Origin of the sequence: Pedobacter frigoris, from assembly GCF_032678645.1 — a bacterium.
GTDB lineage: Bacteria > Bacteroidota > Bacteroidia > Sphingobacteriales > Sphingobacteriaceae > Pedobacter > Pedobacter frigoris_A.
In genome coordinates this window covers 339,639-354,737 of the sequence record NZ_JAVTSP010000004.1, presented here as the reverse complement: position 1 = coordinate 354,737, position 15,099 = coordinate 339,639, and the positions used below count along the sequence as shown (strand labels likewise).

The following is a 15,099-nucleotide window of genomic DNA, read 5'->3' as shown; positions in this document are numbered from 1 at the left end:
ATTACTCGTCTTGAATAATATTAAGATTTTATAGCCACTGGCTGTAGCTTCCTTCTATAGTATTTAAATATAAAATAGCCAATAATTCCAAGCACAAACAAAACCCATAAATTAGTCAGTGTCAATATAATCTCAGTGAATATAACCCATCCTGTCTGTATACTTAACCAGAATCGTTTAAAAAACCCAGGCCGAAAATCAGATAAATTATCATTCTCTACAGTCATCTGTTTAACCGTATTATCCTGATAAAAATTCAAAGTGATATTGCTGTATTTAACCTTGCTATCTATAATCAGGTTTTCTATCTTCTTATCTACATAATCATCTTTTAACGACAAGGAGGTTTCAACGTTGTTGCTCTTTTTATTGGCATGTTTGTTCAACTGTGCGACTGCTTCAACTCTATTTTGGTTCTTTAATTGATTGGCCAGATAGGCAATACTCTGATCATCCAGTTTAAGAGATTGCTGATCGATAAAAACAGCTAGTTTTGCAATCTTATTGGTGAACTCATCTAACTTATCAGAAGGAACTTTTGCAGTAATGTATCCTTCAGTCCTGTAAGATGTAAGTTCGAGAAGAGAATCTGTCGATTGCCTCACTTTTTCTGTATTCTGAATATCGCTCCGAATAGAAAACTCGGTCACGGTCCCTCCTTCAGACCGAATAGCCGAACTTAGTTGCTCTTTGGTATGTTGTACATCTTTTACCCTAAACCGCATATCAGCAGTTTTTATAATCTTTTCAGTCAACGTCGTATCAGCAGTTTCAAGATTTGCTTCGGTTAAATCTGCGCTTTCACGACCAATTTTCTCACTACTATTGCAGCCAAAAGCCGCTATTGTAAATATACAATAGATTAAATATTTTTTCATAGTATTAATTATTAGTGGTTTTCCCTTAATACCAAATACCCAATTAGGTAACCTCTTGAAATCGCCCTCCGTGAAAATAAATAATCAGAACAACAGTAATGTTACAAAAAAAGAAGGCCTTATTAGTTTGCAAACTAATAAGGCCTTCTTCAGAAAACTGCTTTAAATATTAAGCAGCGAGTATTTTAAATACGCCTTTACAAGCGATGATTGAACCGATCAAAAGAATTACCCAAGATACAATAGATAACATTGTGGAATCAGCAGCAAAACGTAGATATACGCCCAGAATACTAACTAAAATTCCTACCGTCATCAATTTATAAATTGATACTTCGTTAGCCCTTTTCATGCTTTCTGTATTGTGTTTTGGTGTTTGTTCCATTGTATTCTTTTTATATGGCTCAAAAATAATATTTTTTAAACAAATAGTGCAGAATCTGCACTTTTAATAGTGGTTTTATCCGTTCAACGCTGCTGCACCACTTACGATCTCTGTAAGCTCTGTGGTAATTGCCGCCTGACGTGCCTGGTTGTATGAAAGCTTCAATGCCTTTAACAAATCACCCGCATTCTCAGTTGCCTTATCCATTGAAGTCATACGTGCACCATGCTCAGAAGCATGTGAATCCAATACAGCTTTGTACAACTGGATCTTAATAGATTTCGGAATCAATTGTTCTACAATCTCTTCCTGAGATGGCTCCAGAATATAATCAATGTTGGCAGAAGATTTAACTTCTTTAACATCTGTTTCGGCCTTTGGCAAAGGAAGCAATTGTTCAGTAGTAAGAACTTGAACAGCAGCATTTTTAAATCTGTTGTAAACCAACTCTACCTTATCAAACTCGCCTTTTTCAAAACCAGCCATAATTGAATCGGTAATCTTAGTTACATTTTCGAAAGTAAGCGCGCTATATACTTCATTATTGTTACCAATTACTTTGTAATTACGCTTTTCATAAAAGTCCTGAGATTTTTTACCAATAGCAACGATGCTTACCTTACCATTTTTATATTGCTCACTGTACTTTTCGGCAATTAAATTATTGGTGGCTTTAATCACGTTCATATTAAACGCACCAGCCAAACCACGGTTAGAAGATACCACTACGATCAAAACTTTGTTAGGTTCACGCTCCTGTATAAAAGGCGAAGATGATCCTTCAAGGCTTCCGGAAAGATTTCCTAAGATCTCTTTAAGTTTAGTAGCATATGGGCGTAATTGTACAATTGCATTAGTAGCACGCTTCAACTTAGCAGCTGAAACCATTTTCATGGCCTTAGTAATCTGCTGAGTAGATTGCACTGATGCTATACGAATTCTTACTTCTTTTAAATTTGCCATTTTGTTAGTATCGAGTATGGGTATCAATTATGATTGATACCCATTACTTTTGTCTAATTAATATTTACCTGATAATTCTTTAGCTACAGTTTCCAATACTCCTGTGATGCTGTCATCAAATTTACCTGCTTTTAAAGCCTGTAAAGTCTCTGGATGACGCAACTCAAGCTGCTGTAAATATTCAGCTTCAAATTCCTTTACTTTATTTACAGGAACAGAACGCATTAAGTTTTTAGTACCAATGTAGATAATCGCAACTTGTTTCTCAACAGTCATTGGAGAGAACTGACCTTGTTTCAAGATCTCTACGTTACGCGCTCCTTTATCCAATACAGATTTAGTAGCCGCATCAAGATCCGAACCGAATTTAGAGAAAGCCTCCAATTCGCGGTATTGTGCCTGATCCAATTTCAAGGTACCTGCAACTTTCTTCATTGACTTGATCTGTGCGTTACCACCTACACGTGATACCGAGATACCCACGTTAATAGCCGGACGAATACCAGAGTTGAACAAGTTACTTTCCAAGAAGATCTGTCCGTCAGTAATTGAAATTACGTTAGTTGGAATATATGCAGAAACGTCACCCGCCTGAGTTTCGATAATAGGAAGTGCAGTTAATGAACCACCACCTTTAACGATACCTTTTAATGATTCAGGAAGATCGTTCATTGCCTGAGCAATCTCATCATTAGAGTTGATCTTTGCAGCACGCTCTAACAAACGACTGTGAAGATAGAACACGTCTCCAGGATAAGCCTCACGACCCGGTGGACGACGTAATAACAATGAAACCTCACGGTAAGCTACAGCTTGTTTAGACAAGTCATCATAAACAATTAAAGCTGGTCTTCCAGTATCACGGAAGAACTCACCTATTGCTGCACCAGAGAATGGAGCATAGAACTGCAAAGGAGCAGGTTCAGCAGCTGAAGCGGCAACAACTACTGTATATGGCATTGCACCGTTCTCTTCTAAAGTACGTACAATGTTTGCTACAGTACTTGCTTTCTGTCCACAAGCAACATATATACAGAATACAGGGTTACCTGCTTCGTAAAATTCTTTTTGGTTGATAATCGTATCGATACAAACCGCAGTCTTACCAATCTGACGGTCACCGATTACCAGCTCACGCTGTCCGCGACCAATTGGAATCATACCATCGATAGCTTTGATACCAGTTTGCAAAGGTTCAGTAACCGGCTGACGATAGATTACCCCCGGAGCTTTACGCTCAATTGGCATTTCGTAAGTCTCACCAATAATTGGTCCTTTACCGTCGATAGGCTCGCCAAGTGTGTTTACAACACGACCCAACATACCTTCACCAACTCTGATAGAGGCGATTTTCTTAGTACGTTTAATTGTATCACCTTCTTTGATCTTGTCAGACGGCCCCAAAAGTACCACACCAACATTATCCTCTTCAAGGTTCAAAACAATACCTTGTAAGCCTGTTTCGAATTCAACTAGCTCACCTGATTGAACTTTAGTTAAACCATAAACACGGGCAATACCATCGCCCACCTGCAATACGGTACCAACTTCTTCAAGTTCTGCTTCTGATTTGAAGCCCGCCAATTGTTGCCTGATAATTGCCGATACTTCGTCTGGTCTTACCTCTACCATAATTTTATATTATTTCTTTTGTAAATCAGTATTATGTTATCTTTTATTATTCTAAGCCCGGATTAAACAATACCCTGGGCAAATTCTTTTTTTAGTTTATTCAGTCCGCTTAAGATACTCGCATCAAATTGCTTATCTCCAACTTTTAAAATAAAGCCACCGATCAGATTAGCATTCACTTTCTCCCTGATCACTACTTCATTTGCACCGATCTCTTTCTTAACTATCGCTGTAATTTCAGTTCTGTTAGCTTCAGTAAGCTCAGTAGCTGAAGTTACCTCTGCTGTAACGATTCCTTTGATTTGATTGTATTGAGTAATAAAGGACTTCGCAATACCAAACAAAAGTTCCGAACGTCCTTTGCTAACTAATAGCTTTAAGAAAGCTTTCGTTACCTGATGCACACTATTTCCAAATACTCCCTCTAATATCCCTGATTTTTTGTCCAAAGGAACAATCGGATTTCTAAGGATGGCCTCCAACTCAGGATTATGATCGATCACCTGCTCTAAAACAACCACATCATTTTTAATCTCCTCTAAAGCATTTTGCTCTGTAGAAAGATCAATTAATGACTTGGCGTATCTTGATGCTGCTTTATTTTCTAACATTTTCTTCGGTATATCTGGCTAAACAAAAACTAGTTTAATTCAACGTCTTTCAAAAGATTCGCTACTAAGTCTTGTTGCTTAGCTTTATCTTCTAATTGAGTACGCAATACACGCTCAGCAATATCAAGAGATAAAGTTGAAACCTGATTCTTCAATTCAGCTAAAGCAGCTTTCTTTTGGTTTTCAATTTCAATTTTAGCTTTCTCAATTAACTTAGCTCCTTCAGTATGAGCCTGAGTTTTTGCCTCATGAACAATACTATCTTTTAAAGTCTTAGCTTCTTTTAGGATACGGTCACGTTCTTCACGAGCTTCTTTCATCAACTCCTCATTCTGAGCAGTTAAACGGGTCATTTCTTGTTTTGCAAGTTCAGCTTTGTTCAAAGCCTCATCTATTGATTGCTCACGTTCTTTAATGGCAGCCAATACAGGTTTCCAGGCAAATTTAGCCAATAAAAACATCAGCAATAAAAACGCTATCGTTTGAAGGATAACCAAGCCAAATTCAGGTAATAATAAGTCCATCTAAGTATGTATTAAAATATTCTTTTTCTTTTTAACAAAAAAATGTACCAGGCATTCACCTGGTACAAATTAATTTTAGCCATTACCCATTAGGGCAACTACTACTGCGAAAAGCGCAACAGCTTCAACGAATGCTGCAGCGATCAACATTGCAGTTTGGATTTTAGAGGCTGCTTCCGGCTGACGAGCGATACCGTCCATCGCGGAACCACCAATTCTACCGATACCTAGACCAGCGCCAATCGCAGCTAATCCTGCACCAATTGCAGCAATACTTCCTGTAATCATGATTTTATATATTAATTGTTGTTAAAAAATAATTCTTATTAATGGTGTTCTTCTATTGCCATGCCAATAAACAGGGCGGACAAAATGGTAAATATAAACGCCTGGATAAATGCAACTAACAACTCAATCGCTCCAATGAATACCGCAAAGGCAACAGATACAGGTGCAATATAAAGACTGTCAAACACAAACACTAAGCAAATTAATGACAATACAAGGATGTGACCTGCTGTGATGTTCGCAAACAAACGAATCATTAACGCTATTGGTTTTGTAAAAACACCTACTAGCTCAACAGGAACCATTACTATATACATCCACCATGGCACATCAGGCATAAAGATGTGTTTCCAGTAGTATTTATTTCCATTAAATACAGTCAAACAAAATGTAGCTAAAGCAAGAACCATGGTTACAGCAATATTACCTGTTAAGTTAGCTCCTCCCGGTAGGAATGGAATTAAACCCAACATGTTATTGAACCAGATAAAGAAAAATACAGTCAGCAAATACGGCATAAAACGCTCATATTTATGACCAAGATTTGGCTTAGCAATATCATCGCGAACAAAAAGAATGATTGGCTCCATCCAGGATTGCAACCCCTTTGGAGATTTCCCTTTGCGTTTTTTATATCCATTTGCAACATTAATAAATACAACCAGGATAATGACAATTGAAAGAATCAATGTACAAACATTCTTAGTCATCGAAAGATCAAGAGGACGTGCATTTAATGCATGATGCTTCTCATCTAAATCAACAAACTGCCCGTGTTCATTTGCAACTGCAGAAGCATAGTGAATTTTCTCATGAACTTTAACAAAGCGCTGACCTTTTCTTTCCACTACCACCTTACCCTCATCATCGTGATTGAAATCACTTGAATTGAAGGTAACAAACCCATCTTTTGTATACAAAACAACAGGAAGACCAATGTAAGTCTCTCCTATTACATGCCAGCTATGCGAGTCAGCAATATGATGCAAGGCAAATTTACCAATATCAAATTTCTTTTTCTCAGGCTCAGCATGAGCATTCTCAGTTACGTGTGTCGTGTCTACCTGAGCAAAAGCAGCAGGCGAACTAGAAAAAAACGCTAAAAAAAGCGTAAAAACAACAATTAACCTATTCACTTTAAACTCAAAAACGTGGCTACAATCCATTTAGTCGCAGATTTTTACTATTTATTTTGGTGGCGCAAGTTACGTAACAAACAGTATATTTCAAAGAAGGAGAACAATAAATATAAAGAAAAAAAATTCAGTACGAAAACCATCCCCTTTTCCTTGCTGTTTAGGCTGTAAATCAGCACAAAAGCCATTGAAAAAATCATCTTCAATGCAATCGACCCCATTATCGCCATAATTCCAACTTCAGGATTACGTTTTATGCCCAAATCAGCTACTATATATGCGATAAATGTAATACCTGCAAGAAAACCAAAAACTACCCAGAATTTCTTAGCCAAAACAACTACGCCCGGAAAAGCAGAAGGAAGAAAATAAGCAATAACAGCCAGAACAAGGCTGAACAACAAGTAATAAAGGGTAAAACGTACTATACTCAAAATTTATATTTTTTACAAAAGTATGCATTTACCTCCGTGAAAAATAATCACTGGCTATTTTTATTTAGTTGTTTTACAACCTGATACAAAGCCACAATCACGCCAAACAAACTGATCAAAGCAGTAAAAATAGGCTTGTCACTCTCCCTGTACTCATCTATCTTATAACCAATAAAAGCAAACACACCAATTGTAGCCAGCATTTGAAAGCTGATGGACGAATATTTCGCAAAATTGTTTACATTCTTTTTCTTTTCATTAGGCTCAGTCATATCCCCGTACAATTAAATAATCTATGTTTTGTTAAGAAGTTATTGATGAATAAAATACTTTTGTATAAATGAAAAATTACGCTACCCACAATTTAAAGGTAATATTATTTAGTTTATGCACCTGCATAATATATTCCTGCGGCTCGCAAAAGGACACTGCGACAAGCAGAAGTATGCAAAATCTTTCGGCACGATATAATTATATATACAATTCAAAAGTTATCCTCGCAAATCACCAGACTGAACTGGTAGAAACTTATGTAGACAACTACGATCAGGTACTTCCGCTTTACCTTGGGCCGGATGTAGATATCGCACAAGCCAATGTTTCATTAAACCTGAAACCAATGGAAGATATCATCAAAAAAGCTCAGGCAATTATCCTTGATAAAAGTTATAGTAACTATATAGACGACGCTTACATCCTTCTGGGAAAAGCAAACTTTTACAATGGCAATTATTTTAACGCCGCTGAATACTTTGATTACACTGCTAAAACTTATAGAAATAACACAAACAGTTTTCTTGAAGCATTGAACTGGAAAGCAAGAAGTTTAATGCAACTCAGAAGACTAAAGGAGGCGAATCAAACTTTAGATAGTCTTGAGTATATCATTCCTGACATTAAAAAACAAAGTAATCTTGCAGATCCATTTGCAACGCTTGCACAAATGTGCATCTACCTTAATAATGATACCGCTGCAATCTCTTACTTAAGGGATGCTATTAAAGCCAGCAATCAGGGACAGAACAAAATAAGGTGGACTTACATATTAGGGCAACTTTATGAAAAACAAAAAGACTATCCAAATGCATTAATCAGCTACCGCAAAGTCGTAAAAAGTAATGCTTCATTCGAAATGTATTTTAATGCTAACCTCAGCCGTATAAAAATCAGGAGCTTACAAAATGGTATAAAAACTGACAAGCAAAAAGAACTGCTCGCATTATTAAAAGACGATAAAAACTTTGACTATAATGACCAGGTCTACTATCAAATCGCAGAGACTCATGCTGCAGATGAAGACTACCAGCAGGCTGAAAAGAATTATACGCTGTCTATTCAAAAAAACACCATTAATCAATACCAGAAAGGTCTGTCTTATTTAAGAATTGCCGATTTGAATTTTAAACAATTCAGAAATTATCTGAAAGCCAAAACTTATTATGACAGCACGGTAAATACTTTACCAAAAAACTACCCCGGATATGATCTGATCTTAAAAAAGAATCAAAACCTTCAATACCTAACAGACCGATATGAAATTATCAGTCTGGAGGATACACTCCAGGCGATTGCCAAATTACCTGAAGCATCAAGAGCAGCCAAAATACAAGCCCTGGTAAATCCAGTGGAAATTACCACAGCAAATCCCGTAATTACGAACTTCAATAGTCAGCTGAATTACGGAGCAGGGACAAACAACAAACTACAACCGCAAAATTCTTTTTATTTTAGCAATCCAACGGCAATCAGCATAGGATACTCCGATTTTAAGAGAAAATGGGGAAACAGGAAACTAGAAAATAATTGGCGACAAAGCGTGAGGACTTCTGCGCAGGAAACCACACAGGAGCTGGCAAACAACACCAACGGAACACCTGTCAATACAGAAAATATTGTAGCCGTAACTAAAGATAAAGAAACCTTAACTAAACAATATAACGAAAATCTTCCTGTTAATGCCGATCTTTTAAATAAGTCAAACCAAAAGATCATTGATGCTTATTATGAAATTGCCAGTTTCTATCTCCAGGAACTGGATGATCCGATAGAAGCTCAGGAGGTATACCAAACATTACTCAACAGATTTCCTGCTAACAATCACCTTGCAGCAACTTACTATAGCTTATTTCTGATCAATAAGAATGCTGATCCAAATAAATCGGCAACATATAAAGAAAAATTACTGAAGGAATTCTCTACTTCTCCATATGCCAAAATCATACTTGACCCATCATTCTCTATCAAGCAGTCAGAACTGGAAACGGTAGTAAATAAGCAGTACAATGATATCTTTGAACTATACACGAGGAAAGATTTCAACACCGTAATCCAGCAGGTAAGCGAAACTACGAAAAGCAGTCCCTCAAACTACCTATCACCTCAATTTGCTTATCTAAAAGCAATTGCTGTAGGCAGAACTAATAACGTAGATAGTTTATTAAATGCTTTCAATACAATTACCACACAGTTCCCGGAAGATAAGCTGATCACACCGCTGGTTAAAGATCATACCGCTTATATCAATGAGCACCTTGCGGATTTCAAAAAAAGAACAATAGCCCTGATCGACTTTGACCCTAATGAGCCTCCGTTTGCTGCTCAGCAAGTAGTTTCCAATAATCAGGTTACCCAAAATACCCTGCCTAAGGAACAAACTCCAAAAGCTGCAATACAACCTGAACCAACAGTTAAAAAACCGACAGATACAAAAACTCCTGAGGTGGCAAAACCTCTCCCAACGGCTGTTAAAACCGATGGGCTCTTTACAGATGCAAAATCTACAGCTTATTATTATGTAGTCCACGTTGCTGATGCATCTTTAACACTAAGTTCTTCACGATTTGGTATAGGACAATTTAACCGGGGAAATTACGGTGAAAGCAATTTAAGGCATCAGCTTAAAGAATTTGACAATGATCAGCTCATTTATGTAGGGAACTTTAGTAATTTTGACGATGCTAAAACCTATGCAGCAGGGATCACTCCTCAACTAAAACAAATCATGAAGGTTCCCGTTAACATTTACACCGGTTTCATTATCAGCAAGGAAAACTTTGACAAGATTAACAGTAAGTCATTGCTGAGCAGGTATATGGAATTTTATAAAAACAACTATTAAAATGAATAAATCACTTTCGCAGGACGATATTAGAAAGTATAATTATAGATTGTGGAAATTATTGATCGGGGCAATGGTCATATTTGCCCTCTTCATCGTTGCAATAGGATTTGGACTATTTGGAGAACTGCCTTCTTTCAGAGACATAGAACATCCAAAAAGCAACCAGGCTTCTGAAATTGTAACAGACGATGGAAGAATTCTGGGCACCTACTTTGTCCAAAACCGTTCAAATGTAACTTATCAGGAAATATCACCAAATGTAATCAATGCATTAATCGCTACTGAAGACATCCGGTTCAAGGAGCATTCCGGAATTGATTTCAAACGCACATTCACTATATTTCTATATGCCCTGATTGGCAAAAAGCAAGGCGGTAGTACCATTACTCAGCAGCTTGCCCTCAACCTTTTTTCTGAAGAAGGCAGACAAAAGAATTTTGCAAAGCGCTTACTTCAGAAATTTCAGGAATGGGTCATAGCCGTTAAACTCGAAAGAAACTACACCAAAGAGGAGATCATTGTAATGTACCTCAACACCGTAGATTTCGGGAACCAGGCATACGGTATCAAATCAGCCGCGAGGGTCTACTTCAATACAACACCTGATAAGCTGACAGTACCTCAGGCAGCAACACTTGTTGGAATCCTGAAGGGAATAACCAGGTATTCTCCAACACGTAATCCAGATAGATCACTGGCTCGCAGAAATACCATTATGGGCCTAATGGTCAAAGAAGACTTCCTCACTCAGCAACAATACGATACAGACAAAGAAACGTCACTTGGTTTAAAATTCAGTGCCGCTACTGTCAATGACGGTATTGCACCCTATTTTAGAGCGGTGTTGAAAAACGACATCAGAAGGATCTTCGAAGAACGCTCTATCACTAAACCGGATGGCACTCCTTATGATCTGGACCGGGACGGACTGAGAATTATTACAACAATCAATTACGACATGCAGATCTATGCTGAGGAAGCTCAGAAAGAATACATGAAGATACTACAGGCTTCTTTCGCCAAGAGTTGGAAAGGCCGTAATCCGTTTAAGGGTAAAGAATTGCAGATCGAACAGGGTGTTAAACGTTCTGACAGATATAAAGCACTTCAGATAGAAGGAAAGTCGGAAGCAGAGATTAAAGAAGATTTCAATACACCGACAAGGCTGACCATCTTTACCTGGAAAGGAAACATCGATACACTGATGAAACCTATCGATTCTGTAAAATATTATAAAATGCTATTGAGAAATGCCATGATGGCTATGGATCCGCAAACCGGCTATGTAAAAGCCTGGGTAGGCGGCATCAACTATGAGCATTTCAAATACGACCAGGTCAAAATGGGGACGAGACAAGTGGGCTCAACCGCAAAGCCATTTACTTACGCAGTGGCAGTTGAAAATGGATACTCTCCATGTTTCACTGTACTGAATGAGCCCGTTACGATAGAAGTACCAGGCAGTGCTCCATGGACCCCGCGTTCGGGAGGTACCGTTCCAGGTTATCTAACGCTGCAAAAAGGGCTGGCATTATCACAAAACTATATAGCCGCTTACTTAATGAAGCAGGTTGGCCCTACAGCAGTAGCGACACTTGCAAAGAAAATGGGTATATCATCAGACGTACCAGCTTATCCATCAATTGCCCTGGGTTCTTTCGATGCCTCTGTCTATGATATGGTTGGTGCATACAGTGTATTTGCAAATAAAGGAGTACTAACTAAACCAACTTACATCCTAAGAATAGAAGATAAAAATGGAGTAGTACTGCATACCGAAAAACCAATACCTGTTCCGGTGATGAATGAAGAGGTTGCCTACATCATGACCAGAATGCTAAGAGGGGTTGTTACCAATGGAACTGGCTGGAGATTAGCCGGAAAATATGGAGTAAAAGCTGCCATAGGTGGAAAAACAGGTACTACTCAAAATAACTCCGATGGATGGTTCATGGGCATCAGCCCTCAACTCGTTGCCGGTGTCTGGACAGGTTGTGAAGACCGTGCCTTCCATTTTACCAGCACTGCACAAGGTGATGGTGCCACTACAGCCCTGCCCATCTTTGCTGGTTTTATGAAACGGGTATACGCAAATCCCAAGCTCAAGATTTCTCAGGCTGATTTCGAACCTCCTAAAAACGGAGTGTCTATCATCTATGATTGTAATCAATATCAGCAACAGGAACAAAAAACCGAGCTGGACGAAAAATTAGGTTTTTAATTAGCTTATAATCCTTTGAATCAAATGAGTGCTTTTGATCATAAAAAGGCAGTAGCCGATATTCCTCATAAACCTGGTGTTTACCAGTTTTGGGATATTGACGGTACACTCATCTATATAGGTAAAGCGAAAGACCTCCGTAACAGGGTTGGTTCTTACTTTAACAAGGACAATCAGATGAATGGGAAAACGCGAGTACTGGTTTCCAGGATCCGCAAAATTTCCTTTACTATTGTTGATACTGAAATTGATGCCTGGCTGCTGGAAAACAGCCTGATCAAAAAGCACCAGCCCAGGTACAATATCATGCTTAAGGATGATAAAACCTACCCCTGGATCATCATCAAGAAAGAACCCTTTCCAAGAGTATTCTGGACCCGTAAAATGGTCAAAGACGGTTCTACCTACTTCGGCCCTTATGCCTCTGTAGGAATGATGCATACCATCCTCGACCTCATCAAGGAAACTTATCCGCTCCGCACTTGTAACCTGCCCCTTACGCCTAAGAATATTGATGACGGCAAATTTAAAGTGTGCCTGGAGTACCAGATCGGCAATTGCAAAGGACCGTGTCAGGCTTACCAGACCCTTCAAAATTATGAGGACAATATTGAGGAAATAAAAGACATCCTCAACGGAAAAATAGGTAATGTAATCAGGGATGTAAAACAGATCATCAGAACTGCTTCTGAAGAACTCAACTTTGAATACGCACACCAATACCAGAAAAAACTATTGGTGCTGGAAAAATATCAGAGCAAGTCGACCGTCGTAAACAGCGCCATCACAAATATTGATGTCGTAAGCATCGCTTCAGACGAAAGGTATGCATTCGTAAACTACCTTAAAGTCATGAATGGTAGCATCATCCAGACCCAAACCATTGAGATCAAAAAACGGCTTGATGAGACTGATGAAGAATTGCTCACAATAGCCATCACAGAATTCCGCACTAAGTTCCACAGTACATCGAAAGAAATCATTGTTCCATTTGAGATTGTACTGCTTGATACTAACCTTAAATTTACTGTACCGAAACTTGGTGAAAAGAAAAAACTGCTTGAACTCTCTCAAAAGAATGTACTCTTCTTCAAGAAGGAAAAGCTAAACCAATACGAAAAACTAAATCCAGACCTCAGAACTGATCGGATCCTTACACAAATGCAAAAGGATTTGAGGCTGACACAACTTCCTAAACACATCGAGTGTTTTGATAACTCCAATTTCCAGGGCGATTATCCCGTTTCAGCGATAGTCGTATTTAAGGATGCCAAACCCTCCAAAAAGGATTACCGGCATTTCAATGTAAAAACTGTAGAAGGCCCCAATGATTTTGCCACAATGGAAGAGGCCGTTTACAGACGATATAAGCGCATGCTAGAAGAGGAAGACACTTTGCCTCAACTCATCATCATTGACGGCGGCAAGGGTCAGCTATCATCGGCCATGACTAGTTTAAAAAAGCTGGGCATAGAGAAGCGTGTAACTGTAATAGGTATTGCTAAGCGACTGGAGGAATTATATTATCCCGGCGACTCCTATCCGTTATACCTGGATAAAAAGTCGGAGACGCTCAAGGTCATCCAGCAACTCAGAGATGAAGCACACAGATTTGGAATCACTTTCCATCGCAAGAAACGAGATCAGGGCACATTAAAAACCGAACTGGCACAAATACCGGGTATAGGAAAAACTACGGCAGACAAGCTGCTCATTCATTTTAAATCAGTTAAGAAAATCAAAGAAGCTACAGATGCTGAGCTTGCCGCTGTATTGAATAAAAAACAGGTTCAGACGCTGCTTGAATATTTTACTAAATAAAAAAGAGGGTTAATCATCATAGGATATTCCCTCTTTTATATGGTTATCATTCTCTTATATAGTTGTCATCCTTTTATATGGTTGTCATCCCGGGCTATAAACACGTCATCTCGACGTTAGGAGAGATCTTTGAACTATATCTAAAGATCTCTCCTAACGTCGAGATGACGAAAAAGTTAACACAAAATCTTTTCTAATATTCCCAAAGACTCTGCTCAAAATCGGAGATAGATTTTTTAATCCTTTCCGATTCATATAGCTTCCTTGGATCTTTAGGATCTGTAAGGCCTAACATATCTGTAATATTCTTATTCCCCGGATTTGTTTCCTTAATCACATAGCTGGAGAAAAGTCGTCTTACAAAGAAATCATCAAAAGACAATGTAGAGGCATCATTTCCTGGATTTATCAAACGTTTGGTACTCAGCAATTGTCTTGCATCATCATAGTAAACCCAAAATACAGGCTGCCAGTTACCTTCTACTTGTTTCATAGGCGCTATACCCACAATTCTAGGTTCAAAAATAGAACGCTTCGTATCCAGGATCCAATCTTCTTTAATCCTGTATTTTACAAATTCATCCGATCTCAGTCTCCTTAAAGTAGGATCACCGATCTTACCACTAACAGAATCTATCACACCTTCAGTTACCCCTTGTGCACTTTGTAAGGCCTGTTGCGCAGTTAAAGCAATCCTGAAAGAATCATTATCATCCAGTATCTTACCTGCAGTAGTATCTTTATTTGAATAAACAGTAAGCTCTTCATTCTTAACCGCCTCAAGAAGTACATCTATCAGCTTAGAATCAGCAGCATTCAAAACAGAATTGATGGTATCTCTTAAATCAATTTCACGCCAGATTCTTTTCGCATAATAAACGTCCTCTTCGCGTACATCTGCATAAGGAACCATAATGTTGCTATCAACTTCTTTCCTTACTACAAATCCGTCTCTAGGTGGAGTTTTGATTTTGGTCTTCTTCAGCGAATCAACAGCTACGGCCTTAACAGGTGGAAGCGTGTTCTGCGCATAGGAACTCATTCCCAGCAACACCAATACTATAGCGCTTAATATGTTTTTCATA

Annotated in this window: 14 protein-coding genes; 3 read left to right on the top strand and 11 right to left on the bottom strand. The window is 38.4% G+C overall.

What is annotated here, in order from left to right; translation table 11 throughout:
- Positions 1 to 20 precede the first annotated feature (20 nt).
- The 10 genes from R2Q78_RS14945 to R2Q78_RS14900 form a co-directional block, all read right to left on the bottom strand.
- The gene (locus R2Q78_RS14945; protein ID WP_316793287.1) at positions 21 to 878 is read right to left on the bottom strand and encodes a DUF4349 domain-containing protein; all 858 of its coding nucleotides are present in this window, start codon (positions 876 to 878) and stop codon (positions 21 to 23) included.
- Between the two features lie 169 nt (positions 879 to 1,047).
- Positions 1,048 to 1,263 carry a hypothetical protein gene (locus R2Q78_RS14940; RefSeq protein ID WP_316793285.1) on the bottom strand — a complete coding sequence of 72 codons (216 nt, stop codon included), beginning with the start codon at positions 1,261 to 1,263 and terminating at the stop codon, positions 1,048 to 1,050.
- 75 nt (positions 1,264 to 1,338) lie between these two features.
- Positions 1,339 to 2,226: an ATP synthase F1 subunit gamma gene (gene atpG, locus R2Q78_RS14935; RefSeq protein ID WP_316793283.1), complete on the bottom strand. Its 888-nt coding sequence runs from the start codon at positions 2,224 to 2,226 to the stop codon at positions 1,339 to 1,341.
- A 57-nt stretch (positions 2,227 to 2,283) separates the two neighbouring features.
- A complete protein-coding gene (gene atpA, locus R2Q78_RS14930) occupies positions 2,284 to 3,858 on the bottom strand; it encodes a F0F1 ATP synthase subunit alpha (RefSeq protein ID WP_316793281.1) in 1,575 nt (524 codons plus the stop codon).
- Positions 3,859 to 3,920: 62 nt separating this feature from the next.
- A complete protein-coding gene (atpH, locus tag R2Q78_RS14925) occupies positions 3,921 to 4,469 on the bottom strand; it encodes an ATP synthase F1 subunit delta (RefSeq protein WP_316793279.1) in 549 nt (182 codons plus the stop codon).
- Positions 4,470 to 4,498: 29 nt separating this feature from the next.
- A complete protein-coding gene (locus R2Q78_RS14920; protein WP_316793276.1) occupies positions 4,499 to 4,993 on the bottom strand; it encodes a F0F1 ATP synthase subunit B in 495 nt (164 codons plus the stop codon).
- A gap of 75 nt (positions 4,994 to 5,068) precedes the next feature.
- Positions 5,069 to 5,278, bottom strand: a complete 210-nt coding sequence (gene atpE / locus R2Q78_RS14915; protein WP_062551197.1) for an ATP synthase F0 subunit C — start codon at positions 5,276 to 5,278, stop codon at positions 5,069 to 5,071.
- 41 nt (positions 5,279 to 5,319) lie between these two features.
- Positions 5,320 to 6,417: a F0F1 ATP synthase subunit A gene (gene atpB, locus R2Q78_RS14910; protein ID WP_316793274.1), complete on the bottom strand. Its 1,098-nt coding sequence runs from the start codon at positions 6,415 to 6,417 to the stop codon at positions 5,320 to 5,322.
- A gap of 47 nt (positions 6,418 to 6,464) precedes the next feature.
- Entirely contained in the window at positions 6,465 to 6,851 is a 387-nt protein-coding gene (locus tag R2Q78_RS14905) for a hypothetical protein (RefSeq protein WP_316793273.1), read from the bottom strand.
- A gap of 47 nt (positions 6,852 to 6,898) precedes the next feature.
- Positions 6,899 to 7,123 (bottom strand): AtpZ/AtpI family protein, encoded by a 225-nt coding sequence (locus R2Q78_RS14900; RefSeq protein ID WP_316793271.1) that lies wholly within the window; start codon positions 7,121 to 7,123, stop codon positions 6,899 to 6,901.
- A 173-nt stretch (positions 7,124 to 7,296) separates the two neighbouring features.
- Between R2Q78_RS14900 and R2Q78_RS14895 the strand changes: the two genes are divergently transcribed.
- From R2Q78_RS14895 to uvrC, 3 genes are read left to right on the top strand one after another with little or no spacing between them, the layout of a single operon-like run.
- The gene (locus R2Q78_RS14895) at positions 7,297 to 9,969 is read left to right on the top strand and encodes a tetratricopeptide repeat protein (protein ID WP_316793268.1); all 2,673 of its coding nucleotides are present in this window, start codon (positions 7,297 to 7,299) and stop codon (positions 9,967 to 9,969) included.
- 1 nt (position 9,970) lies between these two features.
- On the top strand, positions 9,971 to 12,193 hold the full coding sequence (locus tag R2Q78_RS14890) for a penicillin-binding protein 1A (protein ID WP_316793266.1): 2,223 nt from the start codon (positions 9,971 to 9,973) through the stop codon (positions 12,191 to 12,193).
- Positions 12,194 to 12,217: 24 nt separating this feature from the next.
- Positions 12,218 to 14,014 carry an excinuclease ABC subunit UvrC gene (uvrC, locus tag R2Q78_RS14885; RefSeq protein ID WP_316793264.1) on the top strand — a complete coding sequence of 599 codons (1,797 nt, stop codon included), beginning with the start codon at positions 12,218 to 12,220 and terminating at the stop codon, positions 14,012 to 14,014.
- A gap of 193 nt (positions 14,015 to 14,207) precedes the next feature.
- On the opposite strand, the gene gldN is transcribed toward uvrC, so the two are convergent.
- Positions 14,208 to 15,098: a gliding motility protein GldN gene (gene gldN, locus R2Q78_RS14880; protein ID WP_316793261.1), complete on the bottom strand. Its 891-nt coding sequence runs from the start codon at positions 15,096 to 15,098 to the stop codon at positions 14,208 to 14,210.
- Position 15,099: the final 1 nt, after the last annotated feature.

Excerpts from the sequence above, each read along its gene's own strand:
- R2Q78_RS14920 (WP_316793276.1), bottom strand. The coding sequence starts at position 4,993 with ATGGACTTATTATTACCTGAATTTGGCTTGGTTATCCTTCAAACGATA.
- atpH (WP_316793279.1), bottom strand. The coding sequence starts at position 4,469 with ATGTTAGAAAATAAAGCAGCATCAAGATACGCCAAGTCATTAATTGAT.
- R2Q78_RS14940 (WP_316793285.1), bottom strand. The coding sequence starts at position 1,263 with ATGGAACAAACACCAAAACACAATACAGAAAGCATGAAAAGGGCTAAC.
- R2Q78_RS14895 (WP_316793268.1), top strand. The coding sequence starts at position 7,297 with ATGCAAAATCTTTCGGCACGATATAATTATATATACAATTCAAAAGTT.
- R2Q78_RS14900 (WP_316793271.1), bottom strand. The coding sequence starts at position 7,123 with ATGACTGAGCCTAATGAAAAGAAAAAGAATGTAAACAATTTTGCGAAA.
- atpG (WP_316793283.1), bottom strand. The coding sequence starts at position 2,226 with ATGGCAAATTTAAAAGAAGTAAGAATTCGTATAGCATCAGTGCAATCT.
- R2Q78_RS14890 (WP_316793266.1), top strand. The coding sequence starts at position 9,971 with ATGAATAAATCACTTTCGCAGGACGATATTAGAAAGTATAATTATAGA.
- R2Q78_RS14945 (WP_316793287.1), bottom strand. The coding sequence starts at position 878 with ATGAAAAAATATTTAATCTATTGTATATTTACAATAGCGGCTTTTGGC.
- atpA (WP_316793281.1), bottom strand. The coding sequence starts at position 3,858 with ATGGTAGAGGTAAGACCAGACGAAGTATCGGCAATTATCAGGCAACAA.
- gldN (WP_316793261.1), bottom strand. The coding sequence starts at position 15,098 with ATGAAAAACATATTAAGCGCTATAGTATTGGTGTTGCTGGGAATGAGT.
- uvrC (WP_316793264.1), top strand. The coding sequence starts at position 12,218 with ATGAGTGCTTTTGATCATAAAAAGGCAGTAGCCGATATTCCTCATAAA.